This window comes from Actinomyces bowdenii, assembly GCF_017592395.1.
GTDB lineage: Bacteria > Actinomycetota > Actinomycetes > Actinomycetales > Actinomycetaceae > Actinomyces > Actinomyces bowdenii.
This window is the reverse complement of the sequence record NZ_JAGFOU010000007.1, coordinates 85,167-104,634: the sequence shown is the minus strand read 5'-3', so window position 1 is coordinate 104,634 and position 19,468 is coordinate 85,167. Positions and strand designations below refer to the sequence as shown.

Genomic DNA, 19,468 nt, shown 5'->3' with positions numbered 1-19,468 from the left:
GTCAGTGGCCCTTTCCGGTGGTGCCGAACTGCTGGGAGAAGCGGATGTCACCCTCGACGATGTCGTGCATGTCGGCGATGCCGTGGCGCAGCATGAGGGTGCGCTCCAGGCCCATGCCGAAGGCGAAGCCGGTGTGGACCTCGGGGTCGATGCCGCAGGCGGTCAGGACATTGGGGTTGACCATGCCGCAGCCGCCCCACTCGATCCAGCCGGGGCCGCCCTTCTTCTGGGGGAACCACAGGTCCATCTCGGCGCTGGGCTCGGTGAAGGGGAAGAAGGAGGGGCGCAGGCGGGTGCGGGCCTCGGGCCCGAACATGGCCCGGGCGAAGTGGTCGAGGGTGCCCTTGAGGTGGGCCATGGTCAGGCCCTTGTCCACCGCCAGGCCCTCGACCTGGTGGAAGACGGGGGTGTGGGTGGCGTCGAGCTCATCGGAGCGGAAGACCTTGCCGGGGCAGGCCACGTACAGGGGCGGGTCCTGCTCCAGCATGACCCGGGCCTGGACCGGGGAGGTGTGGGTGCGCAGGACGAGGTTGGCGGGCCGGCCCGGGGCGGCGCCCACGGACTCGCCCTGGATGTAGAAGGTGTCCTGCATCTGGCGGGCGGGGTGGTCGGCATCGAAGTTGAGCGCGTCGAAGTCGTACCACTCGTGCTCGACCTCGGGCCCCTCGGCGATGGACCAGCCCATGGAGGTGAAGAAGTCGGAGACCTCCTCGATGAGCAGGTCCAGGGGGTGGCGGGCCCCGGGGGCCGTGCGTGCGGTGGGCACGGTGACATCGACCGCCTCGGTGGCCAGCATCTGCTCCTCGGCGGCGGCCTCCAGCTCCTCCTGGCGGGCGGACAGGGCGGCGGCGATGCGGCCGCGGGCGGTGCCCAGGAGCCTCCCGGCGATGGGCTTGTCGGCCTTGTCCAGGCCCCCGATGGCGCGGTTGGCCAGGGCCAGGGCCGAGGAGTCCCCGGTGTAGGCCAGGCGCACGGCCTTGAGCCCGGCCAGGTCCGGGGCGTCGCCAATGGCGGACAGGCCCTGGGCGACCAGGGCCTCGATCCCCGCCTCGTCCAGCGGCGAGAGGGCGCCGTGAGCATCAGTCATCTGCAGTGCCTTCCGGTGGGTGGTGCTCCGCGCCCAGGGTAGTCCGCGGCGCCAACCGCGCCGAAATCCTGTCTCACCGCAGCGCCGAGGGCACCGCCCTTCCCTGTGGCGTGCTGCTGCACATCTTCAGCCGGCGCTCGCCAGGCCGGCCCCCGGAATCACGCCGATCCCAGGGCCGGCCCCCGCCCACACGAGGCCGAAGATGTGCAGCCCTGTGCCCGTTGCACATCTTCAGCCGGCGCTCGCCGGGTCGAGCCCCGGAATCACGCCGATCCCAGGGCCGGCCCCCGCCCACACGAGGCCGAAGATGTGCAGCCCTGTGGCGCGGGGATGGCGGGCCAGGGCGGTGGTGGGGCGGGTTCGATTGGACCTCAGTTCGCGACAGAGGCGTCACTTCGCGATTTGGCCGACACCTGCAGGTACCGTCCAAGTCGCGAAGTGACGCTTTCTCCGCGAAGCGACGCCCAACTTGCGGCCCCACCGCCCTCCCGAGCCTGTGGACCTCCCGGAGCGCGTGGTCCTCCTGGGCCTCTTGCTCCCTCTGGCGCACCACTGCGGGCCCCGCGCCGACGGCGACGGCCTGCCCGGGCAAGAGGGCGCCGACATCGCTTGATCCCCTCAGGCCGGGTGCGGCATCAGACCCTCAAGGGACGGCACTTCTGGAGGTCCTTCAGCATGATCCACACCCGGGCGCCTCAAGCACATGGGCCCTGAACCGCGCAGATGCGACCAGTGCAGGACGCGGTGGCAGGACCTCCACAGCTGCCACCGCCAGCCGGGCAGGCACTGGGGCCGGTCCCCGCCCGCGCGGAGCCGAAGATGTGCAGCACTGTGCCCGGGCTCATCCTCTCCAGCCCGCTCCGGGCGGATCGCCGCTGCCCCCGCGGGGCCCCACGGCCAGGGAGACGAGCCCAAGTTCTGCCTGCCTGGATCGCCCCTGCCTCCGCGGGACCCCAGGGGCTACAGGCGGGTGCGGGCCTCGACCCGGCGCGCCAGGACGCCCAGGGCCCAGTTGGCCAGCAGGTAGAGCAGGGCGATGACGAGGTAGGTCTGGAGGTAGATGTCCAGCCGGTACTCGCTGCGGGCGAAGGTCTCCAGGCGCCGGCCCGCGTACATGAGCTCGTTGTAGGCCACCACGTACCCCAGGGAGGTGTCCTTGAGGATGGTCACCAGCTGGGTGATGAGGGTGGGGAGCATGAGGCGCAGGGCCTGGGGCGCCAGGATGAGCCGCATGGTCAGGCCCCGGCTCATGCCCAGGGCCTGGGCGGCCTCGCCCTGGCCCTTGTCCAGCGCCATGACGCCGGCCCGGAAGACCTCCGCGGTGGTGGCCGAGGAGCACATGACGATGGGGACCACGAGCATCCACAGGGTGGGCAGGGCGTAGCCGGTCAGGGGCGGGACGGCCAGGAGGAAGAAGTAGATGAGCAGCAGCATGGGGATGGCGCGCATGGCGTCGATCCATGTGCCCACCACCAGGCGCACGGCGGCGCTGCGCGCCAGGCGGATCCAGCCCAGCAGCACGCCCAGCGGGAAGGAGAGGAGCGCCGCGATGCCGGCGGCGATGAGGGTGTCGCGCAGCGCCGAGCCCAGGAAGGCCACGGTGGAGCGGCCCAGGAAGTAGCGCCACTTGGGGTAGGCGAGCTGCCCGGCCTGGTCGGCCTGGTAGAGGGCCAGGGCCACGAGGGCCGCCAGCAGGGCGCTGATGAGGACGGATGCCCACAGGATGCGCCGTCGCCCCCGGGGGCCGGGCGCGTCGAAGAGGAGGTCGGCGTCAGTGGGGCCCTGGGTGCGCCGGCGGACCGGGCCGGTTCCCAGGACGGTGCTCAGAGCGGCGGGGGATGTCATGCTCGTCCTCCTGAGGTGGCGCGCTCCAGCATGGTCCCGAGCTTGGTGGCCGCGAAGGCGATGGCCAGGTAGACGAGACCGGCGAGCATGAAGGTGATGACGGCCTCGCCGTAGCGGATGTTGAGTTGCTGGGTGACGTTGGTCAGCTCGGGCACGCCCACGGCCGCCGCCAGGGCCGAGCCGATGAGGCAGGAGATGAAGATGTTGACCAGCGGCTGGATGGTGCGCACGAAGGCCTGGGGCAGCACCACGGCGCGGATGATGAGCCCGAAGGGCATCCCCAGGGCGCGGGCCGCCTCGATCTGGCCCTTGGGAACCGAGTTGACGCCGCTGCGCAGGGTCTCGCACACGAAGCCCGACCCGGAGAAGACGATCGCCGTGACCACTGACCAGAACAGGGAGATCCCCACCCCCAGGCGGGGGGCGCCGAAGGCGAGCAGGATCATGAGGCACAGGACCGGGATGTTGCAGGCGGCGACCACCCAGGCCGAGGCCAGGAGCCGCAGCGGTGGGATGGGGCCGACGCGGAAGACCGCCATGATGGTGCCCAGCACCAGGGCCCCGGAGTATGCCAGGGCGGCGATGAGCAGGGTGGTGAGAAGACCGGAGCCGATCATCCCGAGGTTGTCGGTGATGACATTCATGCGGTTCCTCCTGGGAGGCTGTGGTGATCAGGGTCGATGGCGCCGGGGCGGGCCCTGCGGTGCGGCACCGCCCCGGCGCCTCAGCGGCTCACTCGGGCTCACTCGGTGGGCTGGGGGGAGACGCCGGGAGAGGCCTGGGTGCCGGAGTCATGGCCGGGGTCCCCGGCGGGGTCCTGCGCGGGCTCCGGGGAGGGCGGGTCGGCCTCGGTGGCCTGTGCCGAGGCGGCGTCGGTGGCCTGCTCGCCGGCATCGGCCGACGGCGCGGCGGAGCCGCCGGCCTGCGAGCCGGGCACGGAGCCGATCCGCGGCGGCTCGGGCGCCTGGCCGCCGACGATGGCGCCGATGGTGGCCGCCCAGATGGCGGCCCAGGTGCCGTCGTCATAGATGGCCTGCAGGAAGGTGTTGACGAAGGCCTGGGCATCGGAGTCCTTGGGCAGGCCGATGCCGTAGGGGTCCTCGGTGAAGGGCTCGCCGACGATCCTGTACTGGTCGTCGGTGGCCACGTGGGACAGCAGAAGGGCGTAGTCGACGACGTAGGCCTTGACCTGGCCCGCGGCCAGGGCGGCCAGGCACTTGCCGTCGTCCTCGAACTGCACGACCTCGGCCTGGGGCGCGTGCTCGGCCAGGGCGGGGCCGGAGGAGGAGCTGGACTGGACGGCGACCTTGATCCCGGCCAGGTCGTCCAGGCCCTTGATGTCCTTGTTGTCGGAGGCGACCAGGATGGCCTGGCCCGAGGAGTAGTAGGGGCCGGCGAAGGAGATCTTCTGGGCCCGCTCCGGGGTGATGGTGTAGGTGGCCAGAACGGCCTGGACCTGGCCGTTCTCCAGGAGGGTCTCGCGGGTGTCGGAGGTGGCCTGGGTGACCTCCACCAGGGAGGCGGCGTCCTGGCCCCCGATGATGTAGCGGGCCAGGGCCTGGGCGATGGCGGCGTCGAAGCCCTTGAGCTGGCCGGTGGTGGGGTCCTCCTGGGAGAAGACCAGCGAGGTCTTGGTGCCCCCGGTGGTGAGCTTGCCCGCCTCCTTGATGGCGGTTGCCCACGTGGAGGCGGCCACGGCCTCGGCCGAGGCCACGGGCCCGGAGTTGATGACCGTGCCGTAGTCGGCCCCGTCGGTCGCGCTGGCGATCGCGGTGCCGTCGGCGCCGGTGTCGGAGCAGGCCGTCAGGACGGTGGCCAGGGAGGCGGCGCTGGCGGCGCCCAGGAGGGTGCGGCGGGTCAGAGCGGTCATGGGGCTTCCTTTCATCGTGGCCGGCCCGGGATGATCCGAGTGGTCCGGGTGGTCTGGGCGGAGCGGGCGGTTCTAGTGGCTGAGGATCTTGGACAGGAAGTCGCGGGCGCGCTCGGTGCGCGGGGCGGCGAAGAAGGCGGTGGGATCGCCCTCCTCCACGATCTGCCCGCCGTCCATGAAGACGACGCGGTCGGCGACATTGCGGGCGAAGCCCATCTCGTGGGTGACCACGAGCATGGTCATGCCCGAGGCCGCCAGGTCGCTGATGACGTCGAGGACCTCGTTGATCATCTCGGGGTCCAGGGCGGAGGTGGGCTCGTCGAAGAGCATGACCTTGGGATCCATGGCCAGGGCGCGCGCGATGGCCACGCGCTGGGCCTGGCCGCCGGAGAGCTGCGGGGGGCGCTTGGCGGCCTGGTCGGCCAGGCCCACCCGCTCCAGGAGCTCGTGGGCGCGGGCGACGGCCTGGTCCTTGGGGATGCGGCGCACGTTGACGGGCGCCAGGGTGATGTTGTCCAGCACCGTGCGATGAGGGAAGAGGTTGAAGGACTGGAAGACCATCCCGACCTCGGCGCGCAGCCGGGCCAGCTCCTTGCCCTCCTCGGGCAGCGGCCGGCCGTCGATGATGATGCGGCCCGAGCTGATGGTCTCCAGGCGGTTGATGGTGCGGCACAGGGTGGACTTGCCCGAGCCGGAGGCGCCGATGACGGCGACGACCTCGCCGCGGGCGATGTCCAGGCTGACGTCGCCCAGCGCGGTGAAGTCCCCGAAGTGCTTGGTCACGTGCTGGATGCTCACCAGGGGCTCGCCCGCGCGGCCGGGCCGGGCGGTGGCCGGGTCGTCCTGGGGGCGCTGGGGCTCGGTGCTGTGCGGGGTGCTGCTGGGGGCTGGGGCAGTGGTCACGAGTGCCTCGTCTCGGGTCTCAGGCGGATGGGAAGGAGCGCTGTCTCACCGACAGCAACAGCAACACATCCGCATGCGCACTGCATTCCCTCCCGTTGGACTCCACAGTTCCGCGGTCCGGGCCCCGGGCGCCCAGGCAGATCCTCCAGATCCGCCGAGGCAGGGCCGGCCACGTGCCTGGGAGCCTAGCACCCGCACTGTGGCGGGCGTGACATCGGCGTAACATCCCAACGCGGGAGGACGCAGGGGCCCCGCCAAGCGGCCCGTGCGCCCCGCCGGATCTCGCTGTGCACGAGAAGAACGTCCAATGGGCAAGACAGGGCGCTCGGCCATCGACTGACTCGCGTGCCGGTACTAGACCTGCAGCAACCGAGCAACAACGGGAATCGGCGCCACCACACCCAGAGACCGCCACGAGATGTTTCAAGCCAGATCCGGGAAGAACCACTCACCCCGAGAAACAGCATCGGAGAAAGCGCGGAGTTCTTGGGGCCGTCATGCAATATGCGAGTGCCGGGTGCAGAATGCGACAACCCGGCACTCGCATTCTGCACCCCGCACTCGCATTCCAGGTGACAGCCTCCCGGTCATCACCACTCCCCAGCCCGGGTGGCGCATCGGCACGCCCCGGGCCGGCGCTCAAGCCGCCCCGCCCCGCTGGGCCCGCGCTGAGGCGTAGAGGCACAGCGCGGCCGCCGCCGCCACATTGAGGGACTCCGCCCGCCCGTACAGGGGAATGGACACCACCGCGTCGGCGCGGCTGAGCGCCTCGGAAGCCAGGCCCCGTGCCTCATTGCCCAGAAGCCAGGCGCAGGGCAGCCCCAGCAGATCCCCTGCCTCGAACAGGTCGGTCCCGCCCCGCCCGTCAGCGGCCAGCACGCTCAGACCCGCCCCATGCAGGGCCTCCACGACATCGTCCAGGGCCACGCCCGAGACCACCGGCAGGTGGAACAGGCTCCCGGCGCTGGCGCGCACCACCTTCGGGGAGGTCGCCTCCGCGCTCCCGCGCACCAGCACCACCGCATCGGCCCCCGCGGCGTCGGCGGCCCGGATGATCGTGCCGGCATTGCCCGGATCCTGGGCCTCGGTGAGCACCGCCACCAGCCTCGCGCCCTCCACGGCGGCCGCCAGCGCCTCACCGCCCGAGGACTCCCCCATGGCCACCACGGCCAGGACGCCCTGGGCATCGGGGCTCATCGCCGCCATCACCTGCTCACTGACCAGGTGCCGGTACAGGCCGGCGCCGCCGGCCTCCTCCCAGATACCACTGTGCCGCTCGGCGGCCGCCTCCGTGAGGTAGACGTCCAGGACGCGCTCCGGGGCGAAGCGCACCGCCTCGCGCACCCCCTGGGGCCCCTCGACCAGGAAGCGCCGGTGCTTGGCCCGCGCCTGCCTGCGCGCCAGGCCCGCCACGCGGGCAACCCTCGTGGAGGAGGGGTTGGACAGGACCTCCGTGCCCGCGGCCACGCCCTGCGTGGCGCTGCGGCGCCGGGACCCGCGCGACTGCTCGGGCCGCGCCTGATCCTCCTGCTCACGCAGCAGCTCGACGGGGTCAGCGGACATCTCACGGGGAGTGCGGGGGCTCATGGCGCCAGCCTACGGGACGGCCAGGCCCAGGCAGCCGCACGCCCCGCCTGCTCCCCATCCACCACCAACCACCGGCGTCGGCCACGCTCACGCACGACGACGGCGCCGCGCCTCCCGCGGGGAGGGTGCGGCGCCGTCGAGCGCAAGTGGACGGGGCCCGCCGTCGGGCGGGAGCCGCCGGTCTCAGGGCATCGGCCTCAAGCCGTCGGCCTCAGGCCTTGGGGGCGTTGACGTCCTGGGGCAGGGCCTTGCGGGCCGTCTCCACCAGGGCGGAGAAGGCGGCCGGCTCGTTGACGGCCAGCTCGGCGAGCATGCGGCGGTCCACCTCGACCCCGGCCAGGCCCAGGCCCTGGATGAAGCGGTTGTAGGTCAGGCCCTCGGCGCGGGCGGCGGCATTGATGCGCTGGATCCACAGGCGACGGAAGTCGCCCTTGCGGGCGCGGCGGTCGCGGAAGGCGTAGACGCCGGAGTGGGTGACCTGCTCCTTGGCCTTGCGGTAGAGGCGCGAGCGCTGCCCGCGGTAGCCCGAGGCCTTCTCCAGAACAGTACGACGCTTCTTCTGGGCGTTGACCGCCCGCTTCACACGTGCCATGTGATAACTCCTAGATGGTGAGGGCGGTCAGCGACCGAGCAGCTTCTTGACCTGACGGACATCGGCCGGGGCGACGGCCTGGTCCTGCGACAGCCTGCGCTTGCGCCGCGAGGACTTGACCTCCAGCAGGTGGCGCTTGTTGGCCTGCTCGCGCATGAGCTTGCCGCTGCCGGTGACCCGGAAGCGCTTCTTGGCACCGGAGTGCGTCTTGTTCTTCGGCATAGTTCTTCCTCTTCTCGGTCCCGCGGTGCACGACCCGGGACTGCGGACCCCGCTCACGGTGGCGAGGGGGTGGGTCTCAAAGACTGATGGGGCACAGGTCGGGCCAGTGGGGGCCTCAGGCCTGCTCCACGGACTCCTTGGCCTGCTGGGCGGGCTCCTGCGCCGCGGCGGCCCTGCCCCTGCCCGCGTGCTTCTCAGCTCGACGGGCGGCGCGCGCCTCCTCACGACGACGGCGCTGGTCGGACTTGACGTCGGCCTTCTTGCGGACCGGGGCCAGGACCATGACCATGTTGCGGCCGTCCTGCCGGGGGTGGGACTCCACGGTCCCCAGCTCGGCCATCTCCTCGGCCAGGCCCTGGAGGAGGCGGATGCCCAGCTCGGGGCGGGACTGCTCGCGGCCGCGGAAGCGCACGATGCACTTGACCTTGTCCCCGCCCTTGAGGAATCGCTCGACGTGGCCGCGCTTGGTGGCGTAGTCGTGCTCATCGATCTTGGGGCGGAACTGGATCTCCTTGAGCTGGGTGTTGGCCTGGTTGCGTCGGGCGTCGCGCGCCTTCATGGCCGACTCGTACTTGAACTTGCCGTAGTCCATGAGCTTGCACACCGGCGGGCGTGCGTCGGGCGCGACCTCGACCAGGTCCAGGTCGGCCTCCTCGGCCAGGCGCAGGGCGTCCTCGACGCGCACCACGCCGACCTGCTCGCCGCTGGGGCCGACGAGGCGCACTTCGGGAACGCGGATCCGTTCGTTGATACGGGGCTCGCTGATGGCGGTTCCTCACTCTAGAGTCGCGGAAGACCACTGGAACGGAGGAAGGCCCCCGTCCCTGCACAGGTCGGAGGCCTCGAATCGAGCACGGCGCCCCACCCGGCCAAGGCCGTGGGGCGACCGCGAAGGGCTGACGCCCTCGCACGAACCCGGTCCCCTGGTGGGATCAAGGTGGGATCTCTCCGCTTGCGCGCCGGGGACGAGCCCCGGCCGGTCGGATACGAAGGATACCAGCGCCCGCCCCGCAGCCCAAGGCCGCCGGCACCACATGCCCCGTGACACCGCCCACGTCCGCGGGTCCGGACCCCGGCCTCGCCCGCGAGCGCCTCAGGGATCACCGCAGGTCAGTGCCGGTCAGCGCCAGTCACTGCCGGTCACTGCCGGTCACTGCCGGTCGTCGCCCTCCTTGATGCCCCAGGCGACGACGCCGCCGCTGACCACTGCCTGGATCGCCAGGAGCAGCGGGCCCGGCCCGGCGCCCGCGGCGAGCAGCGCGGTGGGCAGGCTCACCAGCAGGGCGGCCTCGTAGCCGGCGATGATCACCTCGCCGATCCACGGGGGGATCATCCCGCCGGGGGTGCTGATGGGAGGGGCTGAGAAGTCCGGGATCCTCCTGAAGCCGGTGCGCAGCGCCGCACCCGCCCAGCCCGCTGCCGCCAGCAGTGCCGTGGCCAGCACCAGGCCGGGATGCGGGGACGCCGAGGCCACCGGTGCTGCGGCGGCGAGGGACCACAGGGTCATCACCGCCGCGGGAGCCACCAGGTGCCCCCACCGCAGCAGGAGGGGGCCGGCCGGCAGATGGTCCTGCGCACCTGGATCGAACCACGCCCGCCGGGAGGGTTCGGCCACGGCCAGGACCGCCAGCCACGACCCCACCAGGTGGGCGGCGCCGGCCACCACCGGATGGGTGGCGCCGGTCGTCCAGGGCAGCCCTGCCAGGACCAGGCCCATGCCCAGCTGGATCCACCGCCGCGGCGAGCGGGCCAGGAGCAGCGCGTCGGCCTGGGCCACCACCAGCATCACCCGCGCCGGGCGGGGCAGGGACCCGCCCGCGGCCGCCAGGCCCATGGCACTGGGACCGGCCGGCATGCGCGGCGGGGCGCCCAGCAGCCGCCCCAGCGCGCGGGTGTCCAGGGACAGGGCGGAGGCCTGAGCGCTGTGGGCGCGCGAGGAGACCTCGATCAGCTCGCGGTCCTCGATCCGCCCCAGGCGCGCCGAGACCGCCCGCCAGGCGGCGGCCGCGCCCAGTGCCCCTGCCGCGGCCGCCGCGAGCAGCATGGGACCCAGCCAGGGGGATCGCCGCAAGGGCAGGGCCAGGGCGCCGACGGCGATGAGGGCCGCAGCCACGAGGGCGGGCAGGCCGCTGAGAGTGGTGGCCCAGCGGCCACGGACCTGGGCGGCGATGAGCGCGAGGATCCCCGTGAGCCCCGCCACCCCCATGAGGGCGCTCCAGGCCCCCACGATGAGCGGCCCCGCACCGGAGGCCAGGCCGACCCCCAGGCCCGCCAGGGCCCCGGCCGCCAGGGCGAGGCCGGCCAGGGCGCGGGCCACGGGCGCCAGCAGCCCCCTGCGCTGCCCGGGCATCGGCAGCAGCCAGGCCACCTCGTGGGGCCGCAGGCACACCGGCCCCAGACGCCGCAGGGGCCCCAGGGCCAGGGCGCCCACGGCGCCCACCAGGGCCGCCATGGCCCAGGCGGGGTCCAGGTGCACAACGGCGCCTCCCGCGGTGCGGGCGCCATGGGAGGACAGGCCCCGGAGCTGGGGCACCAGGATCGATCCGAGGACCAGGACGTAGAGCAGCGCCGTGTAGAGCCGCTCCAGGGTCTTGAGCCTGGAGCGGGCGCCGTCGCGCGAGCGGATGCGGTCCCTGACCCACCTGCGCAGTGCCGCGCCCTCGGGCAGGGCGGCGGTCGGCGCCCCGGCCCGGGTCCCGGGTGGGGCCGTGGGCCCGGGCCGGGCCTCGTCGTCGAACCCGCCGGGCCCCCTGGGCACTGCCGGCCCGCCAGGCCGGCCCATCACTCCCCCTGCCTCATGGCGGCCACGCCCTCCTCCACGCCCATGAGGCGGGTGTTGTGGCCCACGAGCAGCACGTGGGTGGCCGCGGCGGCCACGAGGTCGGGGTCATGACTGGCCATGAGGACCGCTCCCCCGCCCTCGCACTCCTCGATGAGTCGGCCGGCCAGCTCCAGGCGCATGAGCTGGTCCAGGCGCTGCTCGGGCTCGTCGAGGACCAGCAGGCGCCGGGGCCGCAGGAGGACGGCGGCCAGGGACACCCGGCGGCGCTGGCCGCTGGAGAGCTGGTCGGGCAGGGCCCGGGCCAGGGGCATGAGGTCGAGCTCGACCAGGAGCTCGCGGACAGTCTCCTCGGCCTGGGGCACGCCGTGCCCGAAGCAGACCAGGCGCAGGTGCTCCTCGACGCTCAGGGAGGGGAAGAAGGAGGCCTCCCCCAGGTCCACGGCCACCTGCGCGCGCTGGGAGCCGGAGCGCGAGTCCGGGCGGGACCCCAGGAGCTCGACCTGCCCGCGGACCGCCGGCAGCAGGCCCAGGCAGGTGCGCAGCAGCGTGGACTTGCCCGCCCCGTTGACGCCCACCAGTGCCAGGGCCTGGCCGCTGGCCAGGGTGAAGGTCGCCGGGGCGCAGACGGGGTGCTCGTGGTACCCCACGCTGAGGTCCTGGGCCCGCAGCAGGGTGCGGCCGGCAGTGCGGCCCGGGGCATGATCCGGACCACCGTCCGGGTGACTCCCGGCAGCCGGCTCCGGGGCGGGATGGCCGCCCCGGAGCGCGTCGAGGCGGTCGTCGGGCCCAGGCCCCGCGGTACTCGGGCTCTGGCCGCGGGCGGCACCGGGTCTTCCGGGCCATCGGCGCAGCAGTCTCATGGGCACAGCAGACCACAGATCTTCCCCGGGGGCGGGGCCGCAACGCCAGGGCCCTGCTCAGCCGCGCTCCTCCGTCTGCCGGGGGACCGGCAGCGGGCACAGCTCGACGGTGTCGATGAGCTCGCCCCAAGCGGGGTTGACCATCACGTGCTGGCACTGCTCCAGCACGGCGGCCGCCTCGGCGCGGCCCGGTGCCTGGATGCGGATGAGGATGCGCAGCTCGGCGCCCTGCCCCGGGGCGAAGGCCAGGCCCGCGACGCCCTCGATGGCCCCGAGCTGGGCGCGGAGCTCGTCCTGGATGGGCCGGCTGCGCCAGGAGGGCACCCAGTCCTGCCCGCCGGCCAGGGCCAGGACGGCCGGCCGGGGCAGGCGCAGGTCGAGGGTTCCGGGGTCCAGGACCCACAGCTGGTCGGTGGAGCGGCAGGCCACCTGGGCCGCGCGCCGGGGCTCCACGGGCACGGGGCGGGCCTCGGGGCGCCAAGCGCTCAGGGCCCGGGCGCTGGTGAAGACCGGGAGGGCGCGGTGCCCGTCGCCCAGATCCACGGCCAGGGCGGCGGCGTCCTGGCAGGGCTCGGCGGTGTGCACCGCGTGGGTGGGCAGGCGGGCGCCCCCTGGCCCCCCGGGGATCAGGGAGCCCGACTCCCCGGGATCCAGGGGCTCCAGGGCGTGTGCGGCCACCGGCACGATGAGCCGGCTGGCGCTCAGGGCCGCCCACAGCCGGTCCAGGTACTCGTGGCGGGGGGCCTGGCGGTCCTCCAGGGCGGCGGTGACCGCGGGGTCGGGGGCGCCGTCGTCGCCGGCGAAGGGCGAGGGGGCGGCCAGGAGGCGCTCCATCTTGGCCCGGGCCGCCAGGGCGGCCGCCAACTGGGGGGGGCGGTCGGGGCCCGCCGGCGATGTCGAGTCCGGGGAGGAGGGCTCGGGTGGGGTGCTCACCCTGAGCACGGTAGTCGGTGGCTCAGGCCCGAGCCCAGCAACGGCGCCCTTCCAGGGGCTCAACGATCCCTCCGCCAGGCGCCGCTGCGGCACGCTCCCCGCAGTTCTGCCCTTCTGGACGCGGAACAGCCCCCTTGAAGGGGGGAGATCCGCGTCCAGAAGGGCGAGTCTGGGGGCAGGCTCGGGCGGGACCGGGGCATGGGCCGGGCTCGGTGCGGGAGCCGATGGGGAGAACTCCGCAGGCCGGCGGGACCCCAGCGGCCGCCCGGCGAGCCGAAAGCGTTATAACCTGTGTTGGTGAGGTCACTTTATGCGCTGAAGCACTGGTACACGCGCAGGCTCGGGTTCCTCATCCAGGGCTCGGTGCGGCGCGGCATCTCCCCCGATGCCTGGACCGCCGCCGGCGTGCTGGCCGCTGCGGCCGGCTGCGGGGCGATCATCATGGGCTGGTGGCCCCTGGCCCTCATCCTCCTGGCCGCCCGCCTGGCCGGGGCCAATCTCGACGGCGCCGTGGCGCGGGCCCGGGGCGTGGCGCGCCCCTTCGGCTATGTGCTCAACGAGCTGGGCGACCGCGCCTCCGACCTGCTCATCATGGCCGGCCTGGTGGGCCTGGCCACGCGCACGCAGGCCGACGGCGCCCAGCCCGGCGCGCTGACCCTCACCCTGGTGGCCACCACCGCCGCCACCCTGCCGACCTTCATCTCCCTGGCCGCCGCGGGCGCCGGCGCGCCCCGGCTCAACGGCGGCCCCTTGGGCAAGACCGAGCGCTGCCTGGCGGCGGTGATCGCCTGCGCGCTGCCCCAGCACCTGGGCATCATCGCCTGGGTGATCATCGTGGGCTCGCTGCTGACCGCGGCCCTGCGGCTGGTGCGCACCGCCCGCAGCCTGGCCGGGCGCACGGGGCCGGCGCCCGCCGACCGCGTGGCCCCGCCACCGCCTGAGGACATCGCCCGCATCGGACGGGGCGCGCAGGGCCCCCGCGGGCCGCAGGGGGCGGGGCGGTGAGCGCGCTCAGCACCGCGGTCGGGCTCCTGGAGACCGCGACCGCGGGCACTTCCCTGGACCTCCCCGCCCTGGACCGGCTCCTGGGCGGCCGCGACTGGACCCTCACCGTCCCGGGCACCGGCTGGGTGCTCACGGGCCGGGCGGTCTTCCTGGCCGCCGCGGCCCTGACGATCCTCCTGGTGGCGGGCATCGGCGTGGCCGCCTCGGGCAGGCCCGAGCTGCGACGGCGCTGGACCACCTGGGCGATCATCATCCCCGCCGTCGGCATCCCCATCTGGATGGGCAGGGGCACGACGGCGCTGCTGGCCGCCCTCCTGGCCCTCCAGGCGGTGCGCGAGCTGGCCCGGCTCACCGGCCTGCCCCGGCCCGAGACGGCGCTCCTGGGGCTCCTGGCCCTGGCCTACCCGCTGAGCGCCTGGCTCGCCCCCGGCCTGCTGGGCCTGGCACCCCTCATGGTCCTGGTGTGCGCCATGCCCGCGGTCCTCGCCGGGGACGCGCAGCACGGGGTGGAGCGGGCCACCGTGGCCGGCTTCGCCTCCATCTGGATCCCCTGGTCCCTGGCCCACCTGGTGGTGCTGTGGCACGACGCCTTCCTCATCGCCTTCGCCGCCGCGGCCGCCGACGTGGCCGCCTGGACCGGGGGGACCTTCCTGCGGCGCTTCGCCTGGGCCCGCCGCCCCCTCTCCCCGCTGTCGCCCAACAAGACCGTGGGCGGACTGGCCGGGGCCCTGGCGGGCGCCGTCCTCATCCTGGCCCTGCTGGGAGGCCTGACCCCGGGCCTGGTCCTGGCCGTGGGACTGGGAGGTGTTCTCGGCGACCTCCTGGAGTCCCTGGTCAAGCGGACCGCCGGGGTCAAGGATGCGGGCTCCTGGCTGCCGGGCTTCGGCGGCCTGCTGGACCGGGTCGACTCCCTGCTGCTGGTCCTGCCCCTGGCGGCGGTCCTGGGATGAGCGCCATGGGGCCTGCGAGGACCGGGCCGCAGCGCCCTCCCTGAGCGCGGTCCGCCCGGGCCACCGCCCCGCCCCGGGACCCGCCCCGGGACCCGGCCCGTGCGGCCCTCCCTCCGACTCCCACGCCCCGCCACCCCGAGCAGAAAGGCCCCTCATGCCGACCCCCTCCGCCCTGCCGCCCCTGCCCGCCGCCCCCTCGGCGGCACTGGCCTCGGCCAGGCGACGCCTGGGCTCCATCGTGCGCACCCCGCAGAAGGTCACGTGGCGGGCCGTGGCCCGCCAGTGGTTCTGGTCGGCGGTCATCGCCCCCTTCGGCGGAGTGCATGTGGAGGGGGAGTTCGAGGCCGATGGGCCCTACGTGGTGGTGGCCAATCACGGCTCCCATGCCGACACGATCGCCATGATGAGCGCCTCGCCCACCCTCATGCGGGTGGTCACCGTCGCCGCCCAGGACTACTGGTTCACCCGGCCCGCCCGGCGCGCCATCGCCCGCGGGCTGCTGGGGGCCTACCCGGTGCGCCGCGACGGCGAGGGCGCCTACGAGGAGCTGCGCGGCATGCTGGCCCACCGGGTGGCCGAGTCCATGAGCGTCCTGGTCTTCCCCGAGGGCACCCGCAGCCAGGACGGGCGAATCGCGCGCTTCCACTCCGGGGCCGCCCGCCTGGCCCGGGACTTCGGCATCCCCGTCCTGCCCGTGGCCCTGGTGGGCTCCCGGGAGATGATGCCCAAGAAGGGCGCCCTGCCCCGCTACTCCCCCGTCGAGGTCCGCGTGGGCACCCCCATCCCCCCGAGCGACGATGTGGCCGCCGTCAGCGACCAGGCCCGCGCCCAGATCGAGGAGATGCTCCAGCGCCCGCGCCGGCCCGCGCCCGTCTCGGACATCCACACCCTGATCGCACAGGCGATGGAGGGCCGGCGGGGCGATGCGATGATGTTCGCCTGGGGCCTGGCCGAGGCCGTGTCCTTCCCGATCATGGCCGAGATGAGCCAGGTGTGGCTGGGCCTGTCCCAGCCCCAGCACCTGTGGCGCCGCGGCGCCCTGGTGGCGGCCGGATCCGTCACGGGCGTGGCTCTGACCCATCTGCTCACCCGCGCCGGCCACCGCCCGCCCGCGCCCTGGACGACGCCGTCGATGGAGGCCGCCGCCGGCCACCACCTGCGCCGGGGGCCGGCCGGCTACTGGAGGCAGGCCCTGACCGGGATCCCCGTCAAGGTCTTCGCCGCCCAGTCAGGGCGCCGCCGCCTGCCCCTGGCCGGGGTGGTCGCCCACGCCGCCGGCGTGCGGGCCACGCGCATGGGGGCCGTGACGGCCCTCATCGCCGCCCTGGAGAGGCCCCTGGGACCCATCACCCGCCAGCACTACGGCCTCTACCTGGCCTCCACCGGGGCCGTGTTCGGGGTGGCGCTGCGCGGCGTCATCAGGCACTGGGATCGTGCGGGGTGAGCCGATTCCGGCCGGCTCACCCGCAGCCCGCCGGCCCGCATGCGGCCTCCTGAGCGAGCGGGATGCGGCTGAGCACGCGGAGTGCGGATCGCCCAGCGGAGCGCGGCCGACCCGGCGGCGCCCCTCCCCTCGGCGCTCAGCGGCCCGTGCCGGGCAGAGGATCCCCGCCCTCGTCGCGGGCCACCTCCAGGGCCTGGGCCAGGGTGAAGCTGCCGTGGTAGAGGGCCTTGCCGATGATCGCCCCCTCCAGGCCGTGGGGCACCAGGGCCTTGAGCGCCTGGAGGTCCTCGAGCTGGGCGATGCCGCCGGAGGCCACCACCGGGGCCTGGGTGCGCTGGCAGACCCCGTGGAGGAGCTCGATATTGGGGCCGGTCAGGGTGCCGTCCCGGTTGACGTCAGTGACCACGTAGCGGGCGCAGCCGGCCTCATCGAGCCGGGCCAGGGTCTCCCACAGGTCACCCCCCTCGCGGGTCCAGCCCCGCGCCGCCAGGGTGGTGCCGCGCACGTCCAGGCCCACGGCGATCCTCTCCCCGTGCTCGGCGATGACGCGCTCGGTCCACTGCGGGTCCTCCAGGGCGGCGGTGCCCAGGTTGACGCGCTCGGCGCCCGCGCGCAGGGCCCGGGCCAGGGAGGCGTCGTCCCGGATGCCGCCCGACAGCTCGACCTTGACCCCGACCTCGCCGACGATGCGCGCCAGCAGCTCGGCATTGGACCCCCGGCCGAAAGCGGCGTCCAGGTCCACCAGGTGGATCCACTCGGCGCCGGCGCCGGCCCAGTCGCGGGCGGCGTCCACGGGGCTGCCGTAGTCGGTCTCGGAGCCGGCCTCGCCCTTGAGGAGGCGCACGGCCTTGCCCTCGGAGACGTCGACGGCGGGGAGCAGGGTGAGCATGGGGGTCTCCTCGGAATGGTCACAGGGTGGTCAGCCAGTTGCGCAGGAGCTGCGCACCGGCGTCCCCCGACTTCTCGGGGTGGAACTGGGTGGCGCACAGGGGGCCGTTCTCGACGGCCGCCAGGAAGTCCTGGCCATGGGTGGCCCAGGTGGCCAGGGGCGGGCGCATGGGACCCGCATCCAGGAGCTCGGCGGGGTCGGTGGTGGCCGCATAGGAGTGGACGAAGTAGAAGCGCTCCTCCTCCACGCCCCTGAAGAGGACGGAGTGCGCGGCGGGGCGCACGGTGCTCCACCCCATGTGGGGCACGACGTCGGCCTCCAGGCGGGTGACCGTCCCGGGCCACTGCCCCAGGCCCGGGCGGGTGGAGCCGTGCTCCTGGGAGGACTCGAACATCACCTGCATGCCCACGCAGATGCCCAGCACGGGCCGCCCTCCGGCCAGGCGGCGCTCGATGAGCCCGGGGGCGCCCACGGCCCGCAACTGGTCCATGACCGCCTCGAAGGCGCCCACTCCGGGCACCACCAGGCCCTCGGCCTCGGCCACGGCCCGCGGATCGGCGGTCAGGTCCACCCGGGCGCCCACGCGCTCCAGGGCGCGCACGGCGGAGCGGACATTGCCCGAGCCGTAGGCCAGGACGACGACGCGAGGTGCATTCACGCGCCTCAGCCTACTCCGCGGCCCGCTCCCGGCGGCGAAGCGACGCATGCTGGACGCCCACGGTTAGCGGATCCGACGCCGATGGGCGAGGATGCGGCTGTGAGCACCCTCCTGCCTCCCACGGAGACGATGTCGCCCCAGGCGCCCCCGGGCTCCCGGCCCGACCTGGCAGACACCCTGTCCACGCCCTTCACGATCCCCGGCGTGCAGCTGCACAGTGTTCTGGGCCGGGGAGGCTTCGCCGTGGTCTACGCCGGGGTCCAGGACTCCCTGGCCCGGCCGGTGGCCGTCAAGATCGATTCGCGGCCCCTGGACGATCCGCGCAATGAGCGGCGCTTCATGCGGGAGGTCCAGGCCGCCTCGCGCATCACCGGGCACCCCCACGTGGTCTCCCTGGTGGACACCGGCGTGCTGCCCGACAACCGCCCCTACCTGGTCATGGAGATGTGCGCCGGGGGGAGCCTGGCCGACCTGGTGGCCAAGGGGCCCACCGCCCCGGCCGATGCGGTGGCCCTGGTCGAGGCGGCCTCCTCCGGCCTGGGCGCCGCCCATGCGGCAGGCGTCATGCACCGCGACGTCAAGCCCGCCAACATCCTCCTGGACGCCTACGGCTCCCCGCGCCTGTCGGACTTCGGGATCGCCTCGGTCGAGCGCGAGGGCCAGGACCCCACGGTCACCCTGGAGTGCCTCACCCCCGACTTCGCCCCGCCCGAGGCCTTCATGCTCTCGCGGCCCGGGCCGGAGGGGGATGTGTGGTCCATGGGCGCGGTCCTGTTCGCGCTGCTCACCGGGCGCGGGCCGCGCCGGGGGCCCGACGGCGCCCACCGCAGCCTGCCCGAGATCGTGCGCAGCCTGGAGGACCCCCTCAACCTTCGCGACCCGCGCATTCCCGCCCCGCTCCTGGGACTGCTGGAGGCCTGCATGGCCCCCGAGCCCGAGGACCGCCTCCATGACGGCAGGGAGCTGACGGCGGCCCTGGCCCGGGTGCGCGCCGGGCTGGGCCAGGGCCGGCTGACGGTCGGCGGCCCGGTGACCACGGTGAGGCTGGCGGAGGCCGGCCTGGCAGCCCTGCCCGTGGCGGGGGCGGCCAATCACCCCGCGGCCGCCGCCATCGGCCCAGCGGGCCCGCCGGGGGCCGGCGGGCCCGGGGCCAGCAGCGGGCCCGGTGCGGCGATGTCCGCCCGCTCGCTGCGGCGCACCCGCCTGCGCGCAGCGGTGGTGGGCCTGGCGATCGGCCTGATCCTCGGCACCTCCGCGGGCTGGGGCGTCTCCAGCGCCGTGCAGTCGGGAACCGCCCAGGGCGCCTCCCAGGGCGCGGGGGCCGCCGGAGCGGACTCCGGCGACGTCGCCGCGGGCTCCGGCGGCCAGGGCACCGCCCAGGACGCGAATGGAGGCGGGCAGCGGGCGGGGCAGTCCGGTGATGGCTCCCAGGGCGATGCGGCGGTCGCGGGCGCCCAGGGCGACGGCTCCCCGCAGCAGGCCTCGCAGGAGGCCCCGCCCCATGAGAACGGCACCTGCCTGACGGGCATCGTCTCGGTCTCGGGCTATGCCAGTGCCCGCCCGACCTCCTGCCAGGAGACGCACTCATGGCAGGTCTTCGCCGTGGGCGCCCTGGACCCCTCCACCACGGGGGTGAGCACCGGCGATCTGGAGGCCGACCCCCAGGTGCAGGCCACCTGCACCGAGCAGGCGGCCCGCGATGCCGGTGCCCTCAACCCCGAGATCGAGGTGCTCGGCCCCAGTCAGGCCCAGTGGGAGGCCAGGGGGGCGCGGGGCTTCTCCTGCGTCTACTCCGAGAGGTGAGGCCGCGGCGCGGCTGGGGGCGGCGGGGACCCGTTGAG

The 19,468-nt window shown here is 74.3% G+C and carries 18 protein-coding genes; 4 read left to right on the top strand and 14 right to left on the bottom strand.

The window, feature by feature from the left end; all coding sequences use genetic code 11:
* Nucleotide 1 precedes the first annotated feature (1 nt).
* The 12 genes from pheS to J5X07_RS04735 form a co-directional block, all read right to left on the bottom strand.
* Nucleotides 2-1,087, bottom strand: coding sequence for a phenylalanine--tRNA ligase subunit alpha (pheS, locus tag J5X07_RS04790; protein ID WP_208478852.1), 1,086 nt, complete (start codon nucleotides 1,085-1,087; stop codon nucleotides 2-4).
* A gap of 960 nt (nucleotides 1,088-2,047) precedes the next feature.
* Nucleotides 2,048-2,932 (bottom strand): amino acid ABC transporter permease, encoded by an 885-nt coding sequence (locus tag J5X07_RS04785; RefSeq protein WP_124933656.1) that lies wholly within the window; start codon nucleotides 2,930-2,932, stop codon nucleotides 2,048-2,050.
* Complete coding sequence (locus J5X07_RS04780; RefSeq protein WP_208478851.1) at nucleotides 2,929-3,576, bottom strand: amino acid ABC transporter permease; 648 nt, start codon at nucleotides 3,574-3,576, stop codon at nucleotides 2,929-2,931. Before J5X07_RS04780 ends, J5X07_RS04785 begins: the two co-directional genes overlap by 4 nt.
* A gap of 98 nt (nucleotides 3,577-3,674) precedes the next feature.
* Nucleotides 3,675-4,802, bottom strand: a complete 1,128-nt coding sequence (locus tag J5X07_RS04775; RefSeq protein ID WP_208478850.1) for a glutamate ABC transporter substrate-binding protein — start codon at nucleotides 4,800-4,802, stop codon at nucleotides 3,675-3,677.
* 72 nt (nucleotides 4,803-4,874) lie between these two features.
* Complete coding sequence (locus J5X07_RS04770) at nucleotides 4,875-5,603, bottom strand: amino acid ABC transporter ATP-binding protein (RefSeq protein ID WP_185732020.1); 729 nt, start codon at nucleotides 5,601-5,603, stop codon at nucleotides 4,875-4,877.
* Between the two features lie 741 nt (nucleotides 5,604-6,344).
* Entirely contained in the window at nucleotides 6,345-7,292 is a 948-nt protein-coding gene (locus tag J5X07_RS04765) for a TrmH family RNA methyltransferase (RefSeq protein WP_424924084.1), read from the bottom strand.
* A 211-nt stretch (nucleotides 7,293-7,503) separates the two neighbouring features.
* Complete coding sequence (gene rplT / locus J5X07_RS04760; RefSeq protein ID WP_124933653.1) at nucleotides 7,504-7,884, bottom strand: 50S ribosomal protein L20; 381 nt, start codon at nucleotides 7,882-7,884, stop codon at nucleotides 7,504-7,506.
* Nucleotides 7,885-7,911: 27 nt separating this feature from the next.
* Nucleotides 7,912-8,106: a 50S ribosomal protein L35 gene (gene rpmI, locus J5X07_RS04755; protein WP_124933652.1), complete on the bottom strand. Its 195-nt coding sequence runs from the start codon at nucleotides 8,104-8,106 to the stop codon at nucleotides 7,912-7,914.
* Nucleotides 8,107-8,221: 115 nt separating this feature from the next.
* On the bottom strand, nucleotides 8,222-8,857 hold the full coding sequence (infC, locus tag J5X07_RS04750) for a translation initiation factor IF-3 (protein WP_341769409.1): 636 nt from the start codon (nucleotides 8,855-8,857) through the stop codon (nucleotides 8,222-8,224).
* 399 nt (nucleotides 8,858-9,256) lie between these two features.
* Entirely contained in the window at nucleotides 9,257-10,864 is a 1,608-nt protein-coding gene (locus J5X07_RS04745) for a DUF6297 family protein (RefSeq protein ID WP_208478849.1), read from the bottom strand.
* A 23-nt stretch (nucleotides 10,865-10,887) separates the two neighbouring features.
* On the bottom strand, nucleotides 10,888-11,535 hold the full coding sequence (locus J5X07_RS04740; protein ID WP_244925030.1) for an ABC transporter ATP-binding protein: 648 nt from the start codon (nucleotides 11,533-11,535) through the stop codon (nucleotides 10,888-10,890).
* A 270-nt stretch (nucleotides 11,536-11,805) separates the two neighbouring features.
* Nucleotides 11,806-12,612, bottom strand: coding sequence for an SseB family protein (locus J5X07_RS04735; RefSeq protein WP_424924086.1), 807 nt, complete (start codon nucleotides 12,610-12,612; stop codon nucleotides 11,806-11,808).
* A gap of 366 nt (nucleotides 12,613-12,978) precedes the next feature.
* Here J5X07_RS04735 and J5X07_RS04730 point away from each other — a divergent pair, with 366 nt between their 5' ends.
* The 3 genes from J5X07_RS04730 to J5X07_RS04720 all read left to right on the top strand — a co-directional run bounded on the left by J5X07_RS04730 (nucleotide 12,979) and on the right by J5X07_RS04720 (nucleotide 16,080).
* The gene (locus J5X07_RS04730; protein ID WP_208478847.1) at nucleotides 12,979-13,686 is read left to right on the top strand and encodes a CDP-alcohol phosphatidyltransferase family protein; all 708 of its coding nucleotides are present in this window, start codon (nucleotides 12,979-12,981) and stop codon (nucleotides 13,684-13,686) included.
* A 53-nt stretch (nucleotides 13,687-13,739) separates the two neighbouring features.
* Nucleotides 13,740-14,636, top strand: a complete 897-nt coding sequence (locus tag J5X07_RS04725) for a phosphatidate cytidylyltransferase (protein WP_243896478.1) — start codon at nucleotides 13,740-13,742, stop codon at nucleotides 14,634-14,636.
* Between the two features lie 154 nt (nucleotides 14,637-14,790).
* Nucleotides 14,791-16,080 (top strand): 1-acyl-sn-glycerol-3-phosphate acyltransferase, encoded by a 1,290-nt coding sequence (locus J5X07_RS04720; protein WP_208478846.1) that lies wholly within the window; start codon nucleotides 14,791-14,793, stop codon nucleotides 16,078-16,080.
* 136 nt (nucleotides 16,081-16,216) lie between these two features.
* Here the strand turns inward: J5X07_RS04720 and priA are convergent, their stop codons facing one another.
* The gene (gene priA / locus J5X07_RS04715) at nucleotides 16,217-16,969 is read right to left on the bottom strand and encodes a bifunctional 1-(5-phosphoribosyl)-5-((5-phosphoribosylamino)methylideneamino)imidazole-4-carboxamide isomerase/phosphoribosylanthranilate isomerase PriA (protein ID WP_208478845.1); all 753 of its coding nucleotides are present in this window, start codon (nucleotides 16,967-16,969) and stop codon (nucleotides 16,217-16,219) included.
* A gap of 19 nt (nucleotides 16,970-16,988) precedes the next feature.
* A complete protein-coding gene (gene hisH, locus J5X07_RS04710; RefSeq protein ID WP_124933645.1) occupies nucleotides 16,989-17,627 on the bottom strand; it encodes an imidazole glycerol phosphate synthase subunit HisH in 639 nt (212 codons plus the stop codon).
* A gap of 129 nt (nucleotides 17,628-17,756) precedes the next feature.
* Between hisH and J5X07_RS04705 the strand changes: the two genes are divergently transcribed.
* Nucleotides 17,757-19,430 (top strand): serine/threonine-protein kinase, encoded by a 1,674-nt coding sequence (locus J5X07_RS04705; protein ID WP_208478868.1) that lies wholly within the window; start codon nucleotides 17,757-17,759, stop codon nucleotides 19,428-19,430.
* Nucleotides 19,431-19,468: the final 38 nt, after the last annotated feature.

Bases quoted from the DNA above. Each gene is read 5' to 3' on its own strand.
- rpmI (WP_124933652.1), bottom strand. From the start codon at position 8,106: ATGCCGAAGAACAAGACGCACTCCGGTGCCAAGAAGCGCTTCCGGGTC.
- J5X07_RS04780 (WP_208478851.1), bottom strand. From the start codon at position 3,576: ATGAATGTCATCACCGACAACCTCGGGATGATCGGCTCCGGTCTTCTC.
- priA (WP_208478845.1), bottom strand. From the start codon at position 16,969: ATGCTCACCCTGCTCCCCGCCGTCGACGTCTCCGAGGGCAAGGCCGTG.
- J5X07_RS04720 (WP_208478846.1), top strand. From the start codon at position 14,791: ATGCCGACCCCCTCCGCCCTGCCGCCCCTGCCCGCCGCCCCCTCGGCG.
- J5X07_RS04705 (WP_208478868.1), top strand. From the start codon at position 17,757: ATGTCGCCCCAGGCGCCCCCGGGCTCCCGGCCCGACCTGGCAGACACC.
- rplT (WP_124933653.1), bottom strand. From the start codon at position 7,884: ATGGCACGTGTGAAGCGGGCGGTCAACGCCCAGAAGAAGCGTCGTACT.
- J5X07_RS04765 (WP_424924084.1), bottom strand. From the start codon at position 7,292: ATGAGCCCCCGCACTCCCCGTGAGATGTCCGCTGACCCCGTCGAGCTG.
- J5X07_RS04785 (WP_124933656.1), bottom strand. From the start codon at position 2,932: ATGACATCCCCCGCCGCTCTGAGCACCGTCCTGGGAACCGGCCCGGTC.
- pheS (WP_208478852.1), bottom strand. From the start codon at position 1,087: ATGACTGATGCTCACGGCGCCCTCTCGCCGCTGGACGAGGCGGGGATC.
- J5X07_RS04775 (WP_208478850.1), bottom strand. From the start codon at position 4,802: ATGACCGCTCTGACCCGCCGCACCCTCCTGGGCGCCGCCAGCGCCGCC.